Below are 19637 nucleotides of genomic sequence, written 5' to 3'. Positions count from 1 at the left end.
GTTGCACCTCCCTGATCCGAACCGGCTTCGCGTTGGGACCTGCCGCTCACGGGCTGTTCGCGCCAGATTCCAGCTCAGACCGGCTCGAACCGATATCCGTCCCAGTCCTGACTCTCCGGTTCTCGAATGCCGGCACCGGGTTCGCGCAGTTCGTCGACGTGGACGGGTCGGACTTCGTCGCCGGTTTGGATCTCGCCCGTGGTCGCCTGACCGATCGCACGCACCGGTTCGCCATCGACGTCGAACTCGACGATCGCGAGCGTGTTCGGCTCGCGGACACCCGGCGGCGTCGCCATCGAGGTCGTCCACGTGATGACTTCTGCAGTGTACTCGCTCAGATCGATCGTCTCTACTGGTTCCGCGCCGCCGGGCCCCCGCGGGTGTCCGGGGTAGGTGATCGAACCGTCCTCGTATCGAGTCGCTTCCATCGTCATCGTGCTGCCTCCATGATGGTAGTGATTACGCAGTTTCCGAACCCGCCGACGTTACAGCAGAGGCCGACGTCGGCCTCGACCTGTCGCGGGCCGGCCTCGCCGACGAGCTGTTCGTAAATCTCGACTGCCTGTGCGACGCCGCTGGCACCGAGTGGGTGTCCCTTCGACTTGAGCCCACCGGAGGTGTTGATCGGCAGCTCACCGGTGTCGCGCTCGGTGTAGCCCTCCTCGACCAGTTTCCACGCCTCACCCTGTTCGGCGAAACCAAGTCCCTCCATCTGGAGGAACTCGAGAATGGTGAACATGTCGTGGAGTTCCGCGACGTCGATATCCTCGGGCTCGAGGCCGCTCATCTCGTAGGCACCCTCGCCGCTCTCGACGACGCCACCCATGACGGTCGGGTCCTCGCGCTCGTGGACGACGTGGGTGTCGGTCGCCCCGTCGATGCCCGTGATGACCGCGTACTCGTCGGTGTACTCCCTTGCGACGTCTTCGGGACAGAGCATGAGCGCCGCCGAGCCGTCGGTGATCGGGCAGAAGTCGTACAGCCGCAGCGGATCGGCGACGATCGGCGACTCGAGGGCGGTCTCCTCGTCGATCTCCTTGCGGAACTGGGCGTTCGGGTTGTCGACGCCGTTTTTGTGGTTCTTGACGGCGACCTTCGCGAGGCTGTCACGAGGTGCGTCGAAACGCTCTAAGTAGTGTCGAGCCGTGAGACCGGCAAACGAGGGGAGCGTGACGCCGGTCTTGTACTCGACGGGGTGGGTCAGCGACGCGATTACGTCCGTCGCTTCGCCGGTCGTCTTGTGGGTCATTTTCTCGCCGCCGACGAGCAGGGTCATGTCGCTGGCCCCGCTTGCGACCGACTGCCAGGCGGCGTAGATTCCCGCGCCACCGCTGGAACTGGTCTGGTCGATTCGCTGGGTGTACGCCGGGATGGCGTCGAGATCGTGTGCCAGGGCGTTCATGATCCCGGTCTGTCCTTCGAACTCACCGCTGGCCATGTTCGAGACGTACAGGTGCTCGACGTCTGCGGCGTCGACGCCCGAGTCGTCGAGACACTCGAGGCCAGCCTCGGCCAGCAACTCGAGGACCCACTCCTCGCGCTGGCCGAACTGGGTCATGGATGCGCCGATGACTGCTACGCGTTCCATATCCTACCAGACTTGGATCAGTGGTATATAATGTCGGGTCCTCGAGCGGGCGACCGACCGGTGGATTCGCCGAAGCTGGCGACCACTCGCCGGCGTCGCCCCATCCGGTCGTCCTCGTCGACAGCGGATCGGGAATCGTGGCGAACGGTTCTCCGTCCCCTCGTCGAACCGTCTGGTGGAAGCAGCTTCGAGGACGACCCACGGTAAAAATAATCATAAAAAGCTATCTGGGCGTGTCACTATGTGTCTACTGTGACTGGGTATCAACAGACACTGAAGCCGTTCCTGTGGCGTGCAGAAAACATCTTCCCGGAGCGAGAAGTGGTCGCACGGACCCACGAGGGGATGAAGCGATACACCTACGCCGAGTACGGTGATCGCGTCCGACAGCTGGCGAACGCCCTCGAGGACGTCGGCGTCGAACAAGGTGACCGCGTCGGAACGATCTGCTGGAACACGGATCGACACTTCGAGACGTACTTTTCGGTCCCGAACGTCGGCGCACAGCTTCACACGATCAACCCGCTGTTGCCCGACGGACACATCCAGCACATCGTCTCCGACGCCGAGGACAGGGTGATCTTCGTCGATCCGTCACTGGCCGAAAAGCTCGCCTCGGCGTACGACCCCGATGCCTTCGAGAGCGTCGACCAGTTCGTCGTCATGGGCTCGGAAGTCCCCGACCTGCCACTCGAGCCAATCACCGACTACGAGTCGTTTATCGGCGACCAGCCGACGACCTACGAATTCCCGGAACTCGAGGAGGAGCAGCCGGCGGGGATGTGCTATACGTCGGGAACGACGGGAATGCCGAAGGGCGTCGAGTACACCCAGCAGATGCTTCACGCCCACACGATGGCGACGATGGTCCCGCAGGCGCTTGGAATCGACGACTCGGACGTGTTGATGCCGGTCGTTCCGATGTTCCACGTCAACGCGTGGGGGATGCCGTTTTCCGCGGCTGCAGCCGGGGCCAAACAGGTCTTCCCCGGCCCGTCGCCGGAACCGGCAGACATCGCGCGACTCATCGAAGAGGAGGGAGTGACGCTCACCGCCGGCGTCCCGACGGTCTGGCTCGGCCTCCTCGAGTACATGGAAGACAACGACGTCGACCTCTCCTCACTCGAGCAGGTCGTCATCGGTGGGTCGGCGGCCCCACAGGCGCTCATCGAGCAGTTCGACGAACTCGACGTGGAAGTCGTTCACGCGTGGGGGATGACCGAGATGTCGCCGATCGGAACGGTCGCAAACCTGAAACACGATCTCAGGGACGCGCCGAAGGACCAGCAGTTCAACGTCAAGTCGAAGCAGGGACTGATCGTGCCCGGTCTCGAGTTCAAAGTCGTCGACGACGACGGCGACGAAGTCGAGTGGGACGGCGAGGACTTCGGTGAACTCCTCGTTCGCGGGCCGTGGGTGACGACCGAGTACTTCAACCGGCCGGAGGCCAACGAGGAGGACTTCGAGGGCTCGTGGCTACGAACCGGCGACATCGTCACCGTCGATACGGACGGCTACATCGAGATCGTCGACCGCGCAGACGACGTGATCAAGTCCGGTGGCGAGTGGATCTCCTCACAGGAACTCGAGAACGCGATCATGGCCCACGACGACGTGAGCGAGGCAGCAGTCATCGGCGTGCCACACGAGCGCTGGCAGGAACGACCCGTGGCGATGGTCGTCACACCCGAGGGTACCGACCACGAGCAGTTGAGCGACGAACTCAAAGCGATGCTCGTCGAGGAGTATCCGAAGTGGTGGGTCCCTGACGGCTTCGAGTTCATCGACGAGATTCCGAAAACGGCGACCGGGAAGTTCTCCAAGAAGGACCTCCGGGAACTGTACGAGGGCGAGGAAAGCGAGTTGCTCGAGGAAGACGCCCCGGAAGAAGCGGCACCGGAAAGCGACGACTGACCGAACCGTCGTCGCCGGTTTTCTGTGTCTGGTGTGTGAGGAGGGGATAGCGTGACGGCGTAGCGCTCGCTGCGTCCAGCTGTTTGACCCGTCCAGAGACGGGTAACAACCGAGGCGGTTTGCACACCGATCGCACGGCTGTCGTGCGATTGTGTTCGCACTGGTTTTCAGTGGCTACTGTAGTGACACAGACTCTCGAGGAGCCACGGCCGATCGGACCGGGGCTGTGATCAGACTCGGCGTGAGAGAGCCAGATTCGCGCGAAAAAACCGGTCACGGAATCGGGTTCGGCGTCAGTGAATTCCGATATAGGCTTCCTGGATGTAGTCGTTGTCCTGGAACTCGTCGGCCGGCCCCGAGAGCTCGATCGTGCCGGTCTCGAGTAAGGCGAGCCGGTCGGCGTGGCGAAGCGCGAACGTCGAGTTCTGCTCGGCCAGCAAGATCGTGAGGCCCTCGGCGTTCAGCGTCTCGATCGCATCGTTGATGTCTTCGATGATGATCGGCGCGAGCCCGAGCGTCGGTTCGTCGAGCATCAGGACGTCGGGGTCGCTCATCAGCGCCCGGCCGATGGCGAGCATCTGCTGTTCGCCGCCGCTCATCGTCTCGGCTTCCTGCTCGCGCCGCTGGTCGAGCTTCGGGAAGAGGTCGTAGACCATCTCGAGGTCGGCCTGAACGGCGTCGTCGTCATCGCGGAACTGCGCCCCCATCAGGAGGTTCTCGTGGACCGAGAAGAACGGGAACAGGTCCCGGTCTTCGGTACAGTAGACGAGGCCGTCCTGAACGATCTCTCGCGGCGAATGCGACGTGAGGTCCGTCCCGCCGTAGCGGATCGTCCCCTCGTAGTCGACGAAATTGGCGATGGCGTTCAGCATGGTCGTCTTGCCTGCGCCATTCGGGCCGATGACGCCGAATATCTCACCCTCGTCGATCGAGAGGGAAACGCCTTTCAGGGCGTGTGCCTTGCCGTAGTAGACGTGCAGATCGTCGATCTCGAGGTGAGGCTGTGAGCCGGACATTTACATCGCCTCCGAACTGCCGAGGTAGGCGTTTCGAACGGTCTCGTTTTCGGCGATTTCGTCGGGATCACCCTCGGCGATCTTGACGCCGTTGTGGATTACCACGACCCGGTCGACGAGTCGCATGAGTCCGCCCATGTTGTGGTCGACGACGATCATCGTCATCCCCTCGTCGCGGAACGTCTCGAACTTCGTCACCAGTTCGTCGATCTCCTGCTGGTTCATGCCGGCGAACGGCTCGTCCAGCAACAGCATCTCCGGCTCGGTCGCGAGCGCCTTCGCGATCTCGAGGCGACGGACGTCCGCGTGAGGCAGCGATCCCGGCTCTTCGTGGAGCTTGTCCTCGATGTCGACGCGGGCGGCGTACTCGAAGATTGTTTCCTCGTCGCCGCCGCCGCGCATCGTCCGGACGCTGTTGGGGAGCGTGAACAGTTTGATGTTCGCGGCGACGGTCATGGCGTCGATCGGGTTCGACTCCTGTGAGACCCGGGACAGTCCGCGTTCGACGACCTCGTGAGTGTCGTCGTCCGTAATCTCCTCGCCGTCGAAGTAGATCGAGCCGTCGGTCACCGAGTAGCGCCCCATCGTGCAGTTGAACACCGTCGACTTGCCAGACCCGTTCGGGCCGATCAATCCGACGATCTCGCCGCGGTCGACCGTAAATGAGAGGTCGTCGACGGCGGTCAGTCCACCGAATCGCTTGGTCAGTCCCTCGAGTTCGAACATGCTCATTCGTCATCACCTCCAGTTGCGCCCCGGTCACCGAGTTTGTGCCACAGTTTGCGGAACAGGCCGTCCCGGGCGAACACGAGGACGAGCAACACGGCCGTCCAGAGTGCGACCCAGCGGCCGGTCGTCCCGAAGACGTACAGCACTTCCTCTCGCAAGAAGATCACGAGGAACGCGCCGCCGACCGGTCCGAGGATCGAACTCATACCGCCGACGACAGCCATCGCGATCATCTCGATGCTCCGGTCGACCAGCAGGAAGTTCACCGGGTTGACCGTTCCGTAGAAGTACGCGAGCAACACGCCACCGATCCCCATCGGGATCGAACTCAGCACGAACGACCAGATCTTGAACTTCGTCGTGTCGATGCCGGCAGCGGCGACTGCCTCTTCGTTTTCCCGGATTGCGATGAGGATCATCCCGACGTTCGATCGAGCCACGTAGAGCAACGCGACGGCGATGACCAGCATCGGGATCAACATGACGTAGTATCGCGTGACCGGGTCGAAGGTCGTCACCTCGAGGCCGGCGACCTCGAACTGGAGTCGGCCGACACGCTGGCCGAGTTCGCCACCGGTGATCCCGCTGAACGCGTACGTAAGCTGGTAGAAGATCAGGCCGGCGACGAACGTGACCAGCGAGAAGTACGGTCCCCTGAGTCGGAGCGACGGGATCGCGATCGCCAGCCCGATTCCCAGTGCGACCAGCACGGAGATCGGTGCGGTCACCAGGAACGGGAGGTCCGGGTTCACGTGGGTGAGCAACAGCGCAGTCGCGTAGGCTGCACCACCCGAGAGAACGGCGTGCCCGAAACTGATGTAGCCGGTGTAGCCACTCTGGATGTCCCATCCCATCGCGAGGATCGCCCAGATCGACGCGAGGGCGAACGTTCGCAAGAATCCTTCCACGCCGAGCAGCGACGTCCAAAGCGGCGCAGCGAGCAGCCCGACGAGTGACGCGGCGAGGAACAGGAGTTGCAACGCGTTCATTTCGCCGAAGAGGTGACCAAACCGGTCGTTGTAGCCGTCTGCGACCGATCCGAGTCGACCGCCGGTACGCGTGTCACTACTCATGGACCCACTCCCTCCCGAAGAGTCCCTGTGGCATCACGAGCAACACGATCACGAGCACGATCAGCGAGAACGTTCCTCGGAACCCTGAGCCGAGCAACTCGACGGTCAGCGTCTCGAGGTAGCCAATCAGGTACGCCGCGATGATCGAGCCTTTGATCGAGCCGATGCCGCCGATGACGACGATGATGAACGCGAGTGCCAGCGGATCGAGCCACATCACCGGACTCGTCTGCTGGAGTGTGCCGATGAAGACGCCAGCGAGACCGGCGAGGCCACCAGCGATCACCCACGTTCGAGCTTTCACCGACGGCAGGTCGACGCCGGTCAATTGCGCGCCGCGCTCGCTCATCGACGTCGCGAGAATCGACCGGCCCTCGTCGGTCCGGGTCACGTAGTACCACAGCAACCCGATCGAGACCCACGAGGCGACGAACGCGACGAGTTCGATGTACGTGACGCGAATGCCGAACCCTTCGTGGTGGTAGCTTCCCGGGGCGAGGTTGACGAGGCTCCGCGGACTCGCAGAGAAGCCGACGACGGCGAGTTCTGCGAGGATCAACGCGACGACGAGCGTCGCGAGGAACGTGATAACCGGATTGTCCTCGATGTACTCGACGAGCCCCCTGTAGAGGCCGTACGACCCGATCGCACCGACGGCGATCGCGACGACCAGTCCGACCACTGGCGGAAGCGCGAGAAACTCCACCGTCGACGACGAGGTGACGACGAGGTAGCCGTAGGCCCCGAGCATGATCAACGCACCGTGAGCGAGATTCAATACGCCACCGACGCCGAAGATCATCGTAAAGCCGATCGCGATCAGGGCGTAGACGGCGCTGATCATTGCCCCCGTTACGAGAATCGAGATGGCTGAGCCAAGCATGGCTTACATCCATTCGGGGGCGACGTGATCGGCGCTCGCGAACTCGAGTGGGTAGACGCACTCGATTTCACCACCCTCTTGCCACTGAGTTACCGGGAAGTTCGAGATCACGCCGTCGTCGGTCCGCATCTCGACGACGTCGTGTGGGTATTCGTCGCCCTCCCCGTAGAACTCGATCTCCCCTGCCGCACCGGTGTGATCGGTCTCGAGGAGTTCGTCGACGATCACGTCGATGTCCGCCTGGTAGTCGGTGGTTCCAGCGCGTTCGACTGCCTCTTTGTAGACGTGGACAGCGTCGTACGTGTTGAACCCCATGTACATCGGGAGGCTGGGTCGATCGTCACCGTACTCGGCCTCGTAGGCGTCGACGAAGGGCATCGTCTCCTCGGTCATTTCGGCAGCACCACCGCCACCAGACTGAGAGGTCGTCTCGTACAGCGCTGCACCCTCCGAGTCGTCCCAGAACTCGGGCGACATTCCGGGGACGTGGATGCCCTCGATCGAGAATTCGTACTCGTTTTCTCGCCAGTTGACGAGCATCCCGGTGCCGACGTTGTGGGCGAAAAATCGCAAGACGAAATCGGCACCCGAATCGGCGATACTGCTGTTTACGGGTGCCCAGTCGTCGGTCCCGGGTGCCAGCCGATCCTCGAGGACGACGTCGAACCCCCGGTCCTCGAGTTCGCCGGGGAGGATCTCCGAGAAGGGCTCGGTCCAGGCGGCGTCGTCCATGACGAGTGCGACGTCCGTCCAACCGTACTCGTCGTTCAGGAACTCTGCGTAGTCAGCCGACGCTTCGGCCTGGAAGTCCGAGTTGATCGGGCCAGACCGGAAGATGTTCCTGTATCTGTCGTAGTCGACGGCGACGGTGTCGGTCAGGGTCACGGGATCGGCCGACCCAGTGATCAGGAACGGCACGTCCATCTCCGCGACGTAATCGGTGATCCCTTGCATCACCTCGGTAACGAACGTCCCGATGACGACGTCGACGTTGTCCTGCTCGACGAGACCCTCGACTTCGGTCAGCGCGTGCCCGGGGTCGGACTGGGAGTCGACGGAGATGAACTCCACGTCCTGATCCATGATGCCGTCGGCGTCGTTCAGTTCGTCGACTGCGAGCTGGCCGCTGTTCTCGGAGCCGGCACCCATGTCGGCCTGCACGTTTGCGATGTGACCGACCCTCACGACGTCGCCGTTATCGTCGCCGAGACATCCAGCGACCGTCGCGACTGCGCCCGCTCCGGCTGCACCGAGAAACGTTCGTCGGTCCAGTCCATCCGTCACCGTACCACTGTCGCGTCCCGTGTCTGCGTGTTTTCCTGTCATAGGCCACCACGTTGTGTGTAAAGCACACCCGTGGTTTCCAAACCATGCATATTAAAAATGTTGGTAAGTGCCACCCCGTTACAGGCTTGCAAACAACACGAACACCAATCAGGAGAGAAACATACTTAGCGGTCGTCGTCACAATCTTTCTGCCCGTTTGACGAGTCGAACGTATCCGAGAACAGATGGCTGCTCGTTCGAAACTGGATCCCTCAGAAGGGGTTTCCCGGCCTCAGTCGGCCGACTCCGCCGCGGTGGTCGCCAGTTCGCTCGCCCGCGACCGGGCCCTCGAGATGATCGCCGGTCTGGCTTCGAAGGAGACGAGGACGTCCTCGTCGCCGTAGGTGACGTCCTCGACGTTCGCGTTGTCGTGGATCCACGAGACCAGGCTCATCGTCTCGTCGGTCATCGGCAGGACGAGCCGTTCGTCCTCCCAGTCGGGTAACTCCTCGTCGATGCGCTCGAGGAGGTCGTCGACGTTCGTCCCTTCTTTCGCACTGACTGACACTGGATCCGGCGCGAGCGCCGAGAGCGCCGCTTCCTTCTCGGCGAGTTCCTCGTCGTCGACCCGGTCGATCTTGTTGAGAACGGTCACAATCGGTGCCTCGTTGCGCTCGTAGAGCGTGTCGTGACTGGTGACGAGCTTCTCGTGGATGTCTGCAACCGGTTCGCTCACGTCGACGACGAGCAACACGAGATCCGCGCGGTAGACCGACTCCAGCGTGGACTTGAACGACTCGACGAGCCAGTGCGGGAGGTCGCTGATGAACCCGACGGTGTCGGTCACCAGCACGTCCCGCGGTTCGATATCGGCTCGCCGGGTCGTCGTCCCGAGTGTCGTGAACAGCCGATCCTCGGATTCTGCAGTCGACTCGAGGTCCGGGTGCAGGTCCTCGTTCTCGTCGATCTCGAGGTCGGTCGAGAGCCGCCGCAGGAGAGTCGACTTGCCGGCGTTGGTGTAGCCCGCCAGCGCGACGAGGTCGAACCCGGAATCCCGGCGGCGTTCCCGGCGGTGTTGCTCGGTCTGCTCGATCTGGGCGAGCTCGTCCTTGATCCGGCTGATCTGGGCCTTGATGTCCTGCTCGCGGCTCTCGTCGTACTCACCGAGCCCCATGAACCCGGGATGTTCGTCACGCTTCGCGAGGCTGGTCTTGGCCTCGACCCGGGGCAGTTCGTACCGCAGTTCCGCGAGTTCGACCTGCAACTGGGCCTTGCGCGTCTGGGCCCGCTGCCCGAAGATCTCGAGGATAAGTGTAAAGCGGTCGATCACCTCGACGCCCTCTGGTAGAAGCTGACCCAGATTGTACGTCTGGTAGGGACCGAGCCGATTGTCGAAGATCACGGTCGTGGCGTCGGCCATCGCCACTTTTTCGGCGAGTTCGTTCGCCTTCCCCTCACCCAGCTGGAGCGCGGGATCGGCTCGCCGGGTCTGGGTTACTTCGCCGACGACCTCGTAGCCCGCGGCCGCGGCGAGGTCGTGGATCTCCTCGGTGTCTGGTTCTCCCGAGTCGACCCGTTTCGCGACGATCGCCCTCATAGCGTCATCTCCACGCGTGAGCGCGCTCGCGCTCGGGACTTATCACTGCTGTCTCGAAACTGTGGCCGCTCACTGCTGTCCGGGACAGCGTCGATACTGTTCGGGGTGTGGGCCTGCCGGTCAGCGGGCACAGCGCCCGTCGGTCGTTCACGCGACACGTTCGGGGTGGCGGCCGTTCACCTCCGCTGGTTCGATCACGATCATACGCTCATCTAGGTGGCGGGTGACCTTGAATCCCGTGGCGACTCGAGTTACTCGGCCGCCGATGCGCCCAGTTCGTCCGCGAGAGCACTGTCCTCGAGTAACTCGGTGAGTCGTTGCCCGTCGACGAGCGTCAGGTCGGCCGCCAGCCGGTCGACGCGGTCGTCGAAACGACCGTTGGTGACCACCAGTACTGTCTCGACCGATCGGCCACTGACGATCCGACCGCGTTCGTCGGTGATCTCATCGGGTGTTACTGGGTCGTCGGTTCGTCTGTGAACCGTTCGGAGCAATTCAGTCGTACCGTCTGTCGATCGGGCGACGACGTCGATCCAGTCTGACTCGTCTGCCTCGGCTACCGTACACTCCCGGCCAAATTCGCCTCGAAGTCGCGCAACGACGTCCGCGAACTCCCGTCGATCTATCGACGCGAGCGCCTGCTGGATCGGGTGGTGCTCGCGAGAATCCCAGTCCGCCGGCGGCGCGTTCGGCGTCGGTTCCACGTCATCTGAGGCGACTGTTCCGTTCGAACCGGCTGCTTCAGCAGGCGTCTCTACCTCGCTCGACTCAGGCTCGCGGGCAGTCCGGGGCATCGGCTCGAGCGAATTCGCCCGTTCGAGCCGTCGGATTCGCTGCTCCATCGGTGGTTCGATGGTGAGACGCTTGCTCAATCCACTCCGGGTCTGCTCCTGATCGATCGTCGTGATCGTCTGTGCGTATCGGTCGTACGCGCGCCGAACGACGTCGGGATCGACGTGTGAGCTCACGAACCGATCCGCCCGGTAGATCGTCCATCTCGAGGTCTGGCTCACAGCGAGGATGCCGACGAACGCGAAACCGATGCTGGTGAACCAGACGAGGGTGGACGCAGAATCTACGGTGAACTCCGACACGAACAGCAGTTCCCCGAGAATGAGGATCAGTGCGGTCACCATGAACAGCACGGGTGCAACCGCGAGGTAACACTGTTCGTAGAAGTATCGGCGATTCTTCTCGTCTTCTGCGCCGAGGATCGCCGCGAGTTCCGCCTCGTCGGTACTCGAGAGTAGCGACTCCTGTATCCACAGGGTCCGGTACGCGCTGTGACCGACGAGTTTGACGTCGAGGTTCTCGTGTCGATCGTCGAAGACGACGACCGTCGGTGGCTCGCGACCGAATCGATCGAAACAGCGCTCGAGTCGCGATCGTTCTTCAGCCGTCGGATCTCGCGTTCGATACGCGAACGACACGAGCGGCGTTCTGAGTACGAACCAGCACAGGACGAGCACGTAAAACGCCACGACGGTCCAGACGGACCCGAATCCGGCGGCATACAGCGTGAGCAGCACCACTGGCGTACCAACGACGAACAGTGCGTGGGCGGTCCAGAGCCGACGACGGTACCGTGCTGGGACTGTATGCTGCTGGTCAAGCACGTCCTCGATCGTCGGATCGGTACCGCGCTTGACGGCCCAGATCGCGGCGAGTGCGACGACCCCCAGCCCGACTCCGTGACCGAGCGGTCGACCGATCCACCACCCGTCGGGCTCAAGCACAGCGACGATCGGCTCGAAGACCGGATACATCGTATACAGAGTCCATGCGAGAGCGATGCCGACGGCCAGCACCCCGATCCGCGCGTACACTGTCAGCGTCTTCTGTCGTTGTTCCGACCTACCGACACGTCGTCCGACCGTGGCAGTGGCCCTCGAGAGCGCGTACAGTCCAACGAGCACCCCACCGAGTCCGCCGATCCCGACGACAATATCCGGTAGCTCCATCGATCCAGTATGCTGTCGTGCAGTTGAAAATTATTTCGAAGTTGGTGAATTGATCGGCAGCAGACGTGAATGATTGTGCGATACGAGCTCGTCTACTGGCAGACGACGCACGTCCCAGTGGCGGTCCAGGCCTGAACTGGTGAGTGAAACCGAGAGCGAGTGACTGGTTTCACTCATCAGTCGACGGTTGGAACGGTACCAGGATCGCCCGAGGAGACGCAGCTAGCCGAGAGCCGGTGAACTGGTCAACAGCGCACGGTCGACGCCGAAGACGACGTCAGCGCGTCTTGATGTCGTCTTTGTCCTTGACGAGTTGCGTCTCGGCCTCCCCGCTCGAGTACTCGTTGACCACGTCGTAGAAGTCGTTTTGCATTCCCGCGGGGAAGGTAATGACGCCGATCCACGAACCGTCGGATTGCCACTCCTCGCGCTCGAGGTCACCAAACTGCCGGATCTGGGACTGGGCGCTACCCGCGTACTCGGCAGGGACCTGTACCGCGATGGTAACTTCCTCGAACCGAATCGGGATCACGGGCCGCAACGCGTCGAGGGCGTCGTCGACTTGCCCCTCGACCGGCTCCATCGGATCGACCGTAAAGCCCGCCTCCTCGAGGGCGTTCTCGATCCGCTCGGGCGGGTGGGGGGCGTCGTCCATCTGGGGGTTGATCGCGTTGCGCGCGATGGTGTCGATCAACTGTTTGCGCTTTTGTTCTTGCATCTCTCGGCGCTGTTCGGCCGTGATCTGGATCTCCCCCTCTCTGATAACCTCGGGGATGATCTCGAGTGGGTCCGTGGTGTCGAAGACCGTCTCGAGGTCGTTCTCTGCAGGCCGGTCGCCACGGGACGCGTCCTCGAAGACGTCTTCTGCGGCGATGACGTCTTCCAGGTCGCCGTCGAACTCGCCGCGTTTGATCGACAGGGCTGCGTCGGGGTCGACGAGCACCTCGAAGCGGGCCCCGTGTGACTCGAGTCGCGCCGTCACTGCCTCGTCGAGTGATATCATACCGTGACCTACCCGTGCGGGGTAAAAGAGTGTTGTTGAAGTCACAGCGCGGGCGTTCGCCGAGCGCCCGCGGCGAGTCCCGATCGCGTGATCGTTCGCGTCGGCGGTTTCAGTGATGTTATTCCGCGTCTTCCTCGCCTTCCTCCTCGAGCAGGTCGTTCTCCTCGAGGTGTTCGGCGATACGGTCCTGGTCGAACTGTTCGAACGATTCGGTCTCGGCGTCGACGGTGGCGAGCCCCACTTCGCTGGGGAGCAACGATCCGTCGTTGACCGACGCGAGGGCGTCGAGGGCGAGACCGATGCCACCGTCAAGGTCGGCCTCGTCGTCGTAGTTCTCTTCGAGGTACTCCTGGAGTTCGTTCCGGTCGGCACCGACGGCGAGGGCCTTCCACTCGTAGGGAGTCCCCGAGGGGTCGGTCTCGAACAGGCGCGGCTCGCCGTTCTCGATGCCGCCGACGATCAGCGCAACACCGAACGGGCGGGCACCGCCGACCTGCGTGTACTGCTGGATGTGGTCGGTGACTTGCTTGGTAAGTGTTTCGACGCCAACCGGTTCACCGTACCGGAGCTGGTTGACCTGCGCCTGCCGTCGGGCGAAGTCGATCAGCTGGCGAGCGTCGGCGACGTGGCCGGCGCTTGCGATCCCGATGTGGTCGTCGGCCTTGTGGATCTTCTCGACGCTCGAGTCCTCGAGAAGCGGTGATGGAACGCGTTTGTCGACGGCGAGAACGACGCCGTCGGTGGTTCGAATGCCGATACTCGCTGTACCGCGTTTGACCGCCTCGCGAGCGTACTCGACCTGGTAGAGCCGGCCGTCAGGTGAGAAGATCGTGATGCCGCGGTCGTACGCCTGCTGTTGGGCTTGTCCCTGCATAGTATCACGCTAAATCGTAAGTTGAGGTCTGCCGCGCCCGCGAACGCATCATCGAGTCGCCAGTCTGTAGTCCTACGCACGCGACGGTCGGCGACTCGCTCTTCGGTCACGAACACGACGTTTCTCTCTCCCGTGACTTGCCCACGGCGTCCTAAATAGTTTACTTACCGTCGGGACGGTGGCCGGTAGCCCAACACTCAAGGACGACGGTGCGAGGTGGCCGGTTCCGGTAACCAACGTCCCCGGGTTATCCCTCGAGAACTTCGTAGGAGACGTCGGCTTCCCTGAGGGTGTCGGTGACGCGGCCGACCTCGTCGGTCGTGACCAGAGCGGTCACTGTGAGGCCACGTTCGGCTCCCTCTGCGGCGATTTTGCCGGCTGCGAACGGGACTGCGGGCTCGGTCCCGGCCGCTCGACACGCGACGACGGCCTCGACACCAGCGGCGACGACGAGGTCTGCCTCCTCGCAGTGGTCGGTGACGAGACTCGAGTCGATGGTGCGACTACCCCCGCTGCGAACCGCGGGCACCTGGAGGACAGTGACCGAACCCGGTTCCAGATCCATGACGCCCTCGAAACTGTTGACCCCGACGTCGGTGCCCGCCTCGGCGTCGGTCGTCGCGACGCCGGTCGCTGGCCCCTCGTCGCCGGGACGGGCGTGGAGCAGGCCGTCTTCGACGAACAGGGTGACGGTTTCACCCTCTTCGATGTCGTCGGTCGCGATGTATGCCGCCTCGCTCATCGCGTCCAGGACGTCACCCGTGACGTGGTCGGCGAACCGCCGAACGTCGTCGGCGGCCTGGAACAGCCAGTCGACGCCTTCGGGCGTGACGCGGTACCGTGACCGACCCTCTTTCTCGACTAACCCGTCGTCGACGAGTTCGCGGATGTACTCGGAGACGGCCTGGCTCGTGACGCCGACTTCCTCGGCGATCTCCCCCTGGCTCACCGCGGGCTGGCGCTCGGCGATCTGAACGAGGATCCGAAACCGCGTCGCGGCCCGTTTATTGTCGAGGACGTCGACCATACAGGTGAGATAGGCCAAGTGTGACTAAAAGGTAGGCGATCGACGACGGGACGTGTGGACCACTCGCCCCGTCGCGTCCCGGCCCGTTCGAGCCAAAAACATCAGAAAATCGATACCGAACGACGACTGAATAAACTCATTAGGGTCGAAAAGAGTCCTGATTGCATGAACGACCGCTACGACGTAGTGATCGCCGGTGCCGGTCCAGCAGGCGGGCAGTGTGCACGGGACCTGGCAGCGAGGGGCTACGACGTCGTCGTCCTCGAAACAGAACCCGAAGACGAGTTCCCGCGCGCGAGCAACAAGTCAACTGCGGGAACGTTCCCGTCGATGATGTCTGCCTTCGGAATTCCCGACGACGTGGTGATGCAGTACACCGACAGCGTCGTCCTCGAGTCGCCGACGGACTACTACGTCAAATCCCAGACTGGCGCCGTCCTCGAGTTCGCCGATTTCAAACGGTTCCTCGTCGAAGATAGTCGCGAAAAGGGTGCCGAGTACCGGTTCGGCGCGCGCGTGACCGAACCGATCATGGAAAACGGCGAGATCGTCGGTGTCCGGTACAACGGCGATCAGGAGGTCTACGGAGAGATCACGATCGACGCCACGGGACCCTCTGCACCACTTGCGAAAGCCCTCGGCGTCAGCGACCTCAAGCGGAAGAACCACGCAATCGGGATCGAGTACGAGTTCGAAGGCATCGACATCGACCGGCCGGGATACGCCGACCTCCACGACGCGATGATGCTCCGCCTCGACCACGCGATCGCCCCTGGCGGCTACTCGTGGATCTTCCACACGGGCGAGGACACCGCGAAAGTCGGCCTCTGTTACATCCAGAACGACTATCACACGCGGTACGCGCGCGACGGGTTCACGGTCGACGACTACCTCGAGCACTGGCTCGACACCGACCCCCGACTCGCAAACGCCGAGCGACTCGAGGGGAAACAACACCGCGGTTCAGCGCATATCCAGATGCCGGGCAAAATGCACACCGACCGATTCATGGCCATCGGTGACACCGTCCCGACTGTCGACCCGCTCTGGGGCGAAGGGATCCACCAGTGCATGAAGTCCGGCCGCGTCGCCGCTGCCGCAGCCGATAGCTGTCTCACCCACGACCACGTCGAACCAAGCGCCGAGAACCTCGAGGTCTACGAGACCCTCTGGCACCGTGACGTCGCACCGAACATGCGTAACCGTCTGTTGATGACGAAACTGCTGTACCTCGCAGAGAACGAACGCTACGACCAGCTCATGGCCGACCTCAACCAGCTCGACGAGGACACGCTGGCGAAGGCGAACAACGGTGACCCGTTCGCGATTGCTCGGTTACTCCACGCAGAGGACCTTCCGATGCTCGCGACGTTCTTCAAGCGCGAGTTCCTTCCCGACTCGCTGTTCTGAGCGGCTGTCGTCCCAGCGGTTGCTTTCTGAATCGACCACCATCGTCGGTTGCTCAGCGGACCCGGACTGACGTCCGTCTGCTGATCAGGTGGACTCATCAGTCTGCGTATCTGTCCGATCGGAATACTAATTTAGGATGAGCTAGATGCTTCGAGTGTGGGTCTAGCCCACACGGCGTTCCATTCGCGAACGCTTGTCATGTGAAACGCCGGGCCAAACTTTCGGGTAGGGCCAAAGTTTTCACCCGGCGTCTTCTTGCAGCCAGTTCCTGACGAGCCGGCAGTTCGACTCGAGTAGGTCACTAAATCGGCGGTTGTCGAGTACAGGGCGAGGGCTGTTCGTGTACTGTAGTACAGGGCGAGGGCTATCTGTATACTTGTTTGTACGCGCACGTGTGACTCGTCGAAAGCGTCCGCTACGAGGATAGTACCCAAAGAAAAGCCGCAATCGAGGGCGTCCGGAAACCGGTCCGGACGGTAGTTAGCGGTCGTTAGTTCTGGCGGCGGAGTGCCAGCATCGCGGCGGCGAGGAGCGCGACGATAGCGATGGCGAGACCGAATCCGGGGACGCCGTCGTCGTCAGTGTCGACGGGCTCGTCGTCGGTCTCGACGGGTTCGTCGTCAGTTTCGACGGGTTCGTCGTCAGTGGCGTCGTCGTCAGCCTCGTCATCAGCGGCGTCGTCGTCAACTTCGTCGTCGGCCTCGTCGTCAGCGTCGTCGACGTCTTCAATGGCCTCGACGAAGATTCCGTCAGCGTCGTCGATCGAGCTGCCACCCACGCGGAAGGTGAGTTCGGCCTCGTCGTCGACGCTACGGTCGCCGAAGTCGATCTCCTCGGACTCGAAGGTGCCGTCGGAATCGATTTCAGCGTCGACCGTCGTCAGGAAGCTCGGCGTGTCACCAGCGTTGCTGATGCGGATGTCGATCTCCGAGCCGGGTGCGACGTTCGTCTCACCCGTCACGACGGCGTCGTCGCTGGCCTCGAGCTGGACGTTGTCGTCAGCGTCGAGGTTGTCGAAGGCGGCCTCGGGCTCGACGATCGTGAACTCGGTGCTCACGGACTGGGTCGAGTCAGCGCTGAAGTACGGGTAGGCGGCGTCGCCGGTCTGGCCGTCAGCACCGCCGTCGAAGGCGTTGTCAGGGTTGTCGTCGAACGCGTAGCGTTCGTCGTCGTCGGTCTCGTACTCGAGCGTCACGTCGAAGGTCTGGCCGTCTTCAAGGCTGCCGTCGAAGGCGTCACTCGAGGAGGTGTCGACGACAACGTAGAAGGCACCTTCCTCGTTGTCCACGAGGATGAAGACGTCTTCGTCGTCAACGCCGTCAAGCTGGAGCGCGGTCGGGTCCTGATTGCCGATCGCGTCGTCAGCTTCGACCTCGAAGGTGATGCCCTCACCCTCGTCGCCGATGACGTTGTAAAGGGCTTCAGCTTCGACGCCATCCTCGACGATGTCGAAGCCGTTGTCGGAGTGGGCCGCGAGGGCACCGTAGATACCGGTGGCCTCGGCCTCGATGATCAGGCGGTCGTCCTCGGCGACGTCGGATCGCTCGGTGACGATGTCGAGGAGGTCGGCGAGTTCGTCGTCCTCGTCGGCGGCGTCTTCAGGTGCGACGTGAGTCGTGATTTCGCCGAGTTCGGGTGCGATCAGGTCGAGCGTCGCCTGGTCGATTTCGTTGTCGGCCTCGGATTCGCCATCGTCGACGATGAAGTTGCCGTCGGCCTCAGCGATCAGGCTGTAGTCGGTCGGCTGGAGGGGTCGGGTCAGCTGGTCCTCGGCGTCGTCACCGAGACCAAGCTCATCGACGTACTGGTCGAAGTTGAGCAGGTCGTCGTCGTTACCGACTTCTTCGTCCCAGAAGTTGACGTAGTCGGATTCAGCTCCTTGGGAGCTGTTCTCGAGGTCTCCGTGGAGGAGACTGTTAATCTCGTCGTCACCCGCGTCGTAGACGTTATCGATCTCTTCACTGGTGACACCGAGCGTTCGGGTGTTGACCCAGAAGCTCACTTCGCCGTCTTCGTCGTCGTCTTCGACGTGGACGACGTCGACGAAGCCAGCGTCTTCGTCACCGATCTGGATGAACGCTTCGTCGGTGTCCTCGAGCTCGAGGGTGATCTCGACGAGGTCACCGGCGGACTGCGTGTAGACGCCCTGGCTGAAGGCACCGTCGACGTCTTCCTCACGGAATTCGATCGGCGCGGTGGCTTCAGCGGAGCTGTCGGTCACGTAGACTTCGAAGTCGTACTCACCAGCGTCGATGCCCTCGGTGTCGTCGAGGTTGCTGAAGTTACCGATGAGTTCGTCCGTTCCCCAGTCGCTCAGGTCGAGCGTGAGGTAGTCGTCGCTCTCGAGGTCGTCGAAGTCGTCAGCGTCGAACTTGTCGAGTGGGAGGTAGTCTTCACCGTCCTCTTCGATAGCCTCGATGCCGTCGGCACCGTCGTGGACGAACAGCGCCTTGAGCTGGTCGTAGTCGAGACCATCTGCCGCGATCGTCACGTTGTAGCTCGCGCGGTTGCTGTCGAGCTCGAGTTCGACGTCGTCGTCAGCCTCGGTCACGGTGTCCTCGTCCCACTCGGCGGAGAGGGACTGGGAGGTGACCTCGAAGCGGAGGTCGTCGTCGCCGGACTCGAGGTAGCCAGAGTCGTTCTGGACGGTGTAATATCCCTCGAGACCATCGGTGTCGATCTCGACGAAGTTACCGTCTGCGGTAAGTTCTTCGACGAAGGAGCTGCTTTCAATTTCGCCGCCATCGTAATCATCGACGGCTCGAAGCTGCAGGTCTTCGCCCCAATCGTCGTTCGATACGTTCAGAATCTGTCCTTCCCAGTGCACACTGTTGTGGAGAGCGTCGACATCGTCGAGCTCTGTCTCCTCAGCGGAGGCGGCCGCACCGCCCGCAAACGCTGCGGACATGGCGACCACGGAGAGGACCATCAGCGCGGCAAGGAACACGGCGCGTCCCTTTTCGCGAATCGTTGGTTCGCTTGTCATGTGTTGTGTGGTAATGTCGTGTTTCGGGTGGTTGGCTCACGATACGCTGGAGGCTTCCAGCTCGCTAACCGACTGACTCGGCTGCTGCCAGCGTCGGTCTTCCGGGTAGGGGTACTCCTCCCTTTCGCAGATTTCGGTATAAGCTTTCTGTTATTCGTATCGTCTCGCTTATGAGAATACGCCTATCCTACAGGTCAGTAATATCGTACGCGCGAGTGCGTAAGAAGTCATTACTGGTCAATTCCTGGACTCGTGACTCGAGAAAATATAAAAATTCGAGCCATAATATCTCGCTAATTATACCCGGAGC

15 protein-coding genes and 1 pseudogene are annotated in these 19637 nt (G+C 62.4%); 2 read left to right on the top strand and 14 right to left on the bottom strand.

Features of this window, described 5'->3' with window-relative positions; all coding sequences use genetic code 11:
• Positions 1–74: 74 nt before the first annotated feature.
• Both B1756_RS02360 and B1756_RS02355 read right to left on the bottom strand, forming a co-directional pair.
• On the bottom strand, positions 75–434 hold the full coding sequence (locus B1756_RS02360; protein ID WP_086887097.1) for a PhlB family protein: 360 nt from the start codon (positions 432–434) through the stop codon (positions 75–77).
• Entirely contained in the window at positions 431–1588 is a 1158-nt protein-coding gene (locus B1756_RS02355; protein ID WP_086887096.1) for a thiolase family protein, read from the bottom strand. Before B1756_RS02355 ends, B1756_RS02360 begins: the two co-directional genes overlap by 4 nt.
• A gap of 252 nt (positions 1589–1840) precedes the next feature.
• Between B1756_RS02355 and B1756_RS02350 the strand changes: the two genes are divergently transcribed.
• On the top strand, positions 1841–3502 hold the full coding sequence (locus tag B1756_RS02350) for a long-chain fatty acid--CoA ligase (protein ID WP_086887095.1): 1662 nt from the start codon (positions 1841–1843) through the stop codon (positions 3500–3502).
• 293 nt (positions 3503–3795) lie between these two features.
• Here the strand turns inward: B1756_RS02350 and B1756_RS02345 are convergent, their stop codons facing one another.
• The 11 genes and pseudogenes from B1756_RS02345 to B1756_RS02300 all read right to left on the bottom strand — a co-directional run bounded on the left by B1756_RS02345 (position 3796) and on the right by B1756_RS02300 (position 14931).
• Positions 3796–4518, bottom strand: coding sequence for an ABC transporter ATP-binding protein (locus tag B1756_RS02345; RefSeq protein WP_086887094.1), 723 nt, complete (start codon positions 4516–4518; stop codon positions 3796–3798).
• The gene (locus tag B1756_RS02340) at positions 4519–5250 is read right to left on the bottom strand and encodes an ABC transporter ATP-binding protein (protein ID WP_086887093.1); all 732 of its coding nucleotides are present in this window, start codon (positions 5248–5250) and stop codon (positions 4519–4521) included.
• Complete coding sequence (locus B1756_RS02335; protein ID WP_228434437.1) at positions 5247–6320, bottom strand: branched-chain amino acid ABC transporter permease; 1074 nt, start codon at positions 6318–6320, stop codon at positions 5247–5249. Before B1756_RS02335 ends, B1756_RS02340 begins: the two co-directional genes overlap by 4 nt.
• Positions 6313–7203, bottom strand: a complete 891-nt coding sequence (locus tag B1756_RS02330) for a branched-chain amino acid ABC transporter permease (RefSeq protein ID WP_186336491.1) — start codon at positions 7201–7203, stop codon at positions 6313–6315. Before B1756_RS02330 ends, B1756_RS02335 begins: the two co-directional genes overlap by 8 nt.
• Before the next feature lie 3 nt (positions 7204–7206).
• A complete protein-coding gene (locus B1756_RS02325) occupies positions 7207–8529 on the bottom strand; it encodes an ABC transporter substrate-binding protein (RefSeq protein WP_086887091.1) in 1323 nt (440 codons plus the stop codon).
• A 232-nt stretch (positions 8530–8761) separates the two neighbouring features.
• On the bottom strand, positions 8762–10066 hold the full coding sequence (hflX, locus tag B1756_RS02320) for a GTPase HflX (protein ID WP_086887090.1): 1305 nt from the start codon (positions 10064–10066) through the stop codon (positions 8762–8764).
• Between the two features lie 251 nt (positions 10067–10317).
• Entirely contained in the window at positions 10318–12027 is a 1710-nt protein-coding gene (locus tag B1756_RS02315) for a restriction endonuclease (RefSeq protein ID WP_086887089.1), read from the bottom strand.
• A gap of 277 nt (positions 12028–12304) precedes the next feature.
• Positions 12305–13030 carry a ribosome assembly factor SBDS gene (locus tag B1756_RS02310; RefSeq protein WP_086887088.1) on the bottom strand — a complete coding sequence of 242 codons (726 nt, stop codon included), beginning with the start codon at positions 13028–13030 and terminating at the stop codon, positions 12305–12307.
• A gap of 118 nt (positions 13031–13148) precedes the next feature.
• Positions 13149–13904, bottom strand: coding sequence for an archaeal proteasome endopeptidase complex subunit alpha (psmA, locus tag B1756_RS02305; protein WP_086887087.1), 756 nt, complete (start codon positions 13902–13904; stop codon positions 13149–13151).
• Between the two features lie 20 nt (positions 13905–13924).
• Positions 13925–14065, bottom strand: a pseudogene (locus B1756_RS20190) (Rpp14/Pop5 family protein); the annotation flags it as partial.
• Between the two features lie 86 nt (positions 14066–14151).
• The gene (locus B1756_RS02300; protein WP_086887086.1) at positions 14152–14931 is read right to left on the bottom strand and encodes a DUF7839 domain-containing protein; all 780 of its coding nucleotides are present in this window, start codon (positions 14929–14931) and stop codon (positions 14152–14154) included.
• A 165-nt stretch (positions 14932–15096) separates the two neighbouring features.
• Here B1756_RS02300 and B1756_RS02295 point away from each other — a divergent pair, with 165 nt between their 5' ends.
• The gene (locus B1756_RS02295) at positions 15097–16341 is read left to right on the top strand and encodes a digeranylgeranylglycerophospholipid reductase (protein ID WP_086887085.1); all 1245 of its coding nucleotides are present in this window, start codon (positions 15097–15099) and stop codon (positions 16339–16341) included.
• Positions 16342–16831: 490 nt separating this feature from the next.
• On the opposite strand, the gene B1756_RS02290 is transcribed toward B1756_RS02295, so the two are convergent.
• A complete protein-coding gene (locus B1756_RS02290) occupies positions 16832–19327 on the bottom strand; it encodes a BGTF surface domain-containing protein (RefSeq protein WP_086890002.1) in 2496 nt (831 codons plus the stop codon).
• Between the last annotated feature and the right edge of the window lie 310 nt (positions 19328–19637).

Source organism: Natrarchaeobaculum aegyptiacum (assembly GCF_002156705.1).
Classification (GTDB): Archaea; Halobacteriota; Halobacteria; order Halobacteriales; family Natrialbaceae; genus Natrarchaeobaculum; species Natrarchaeobaculum aegyptiacum.
This window is presented reverse-complemented; position numbering and strand designations above follow the sequence as displayed.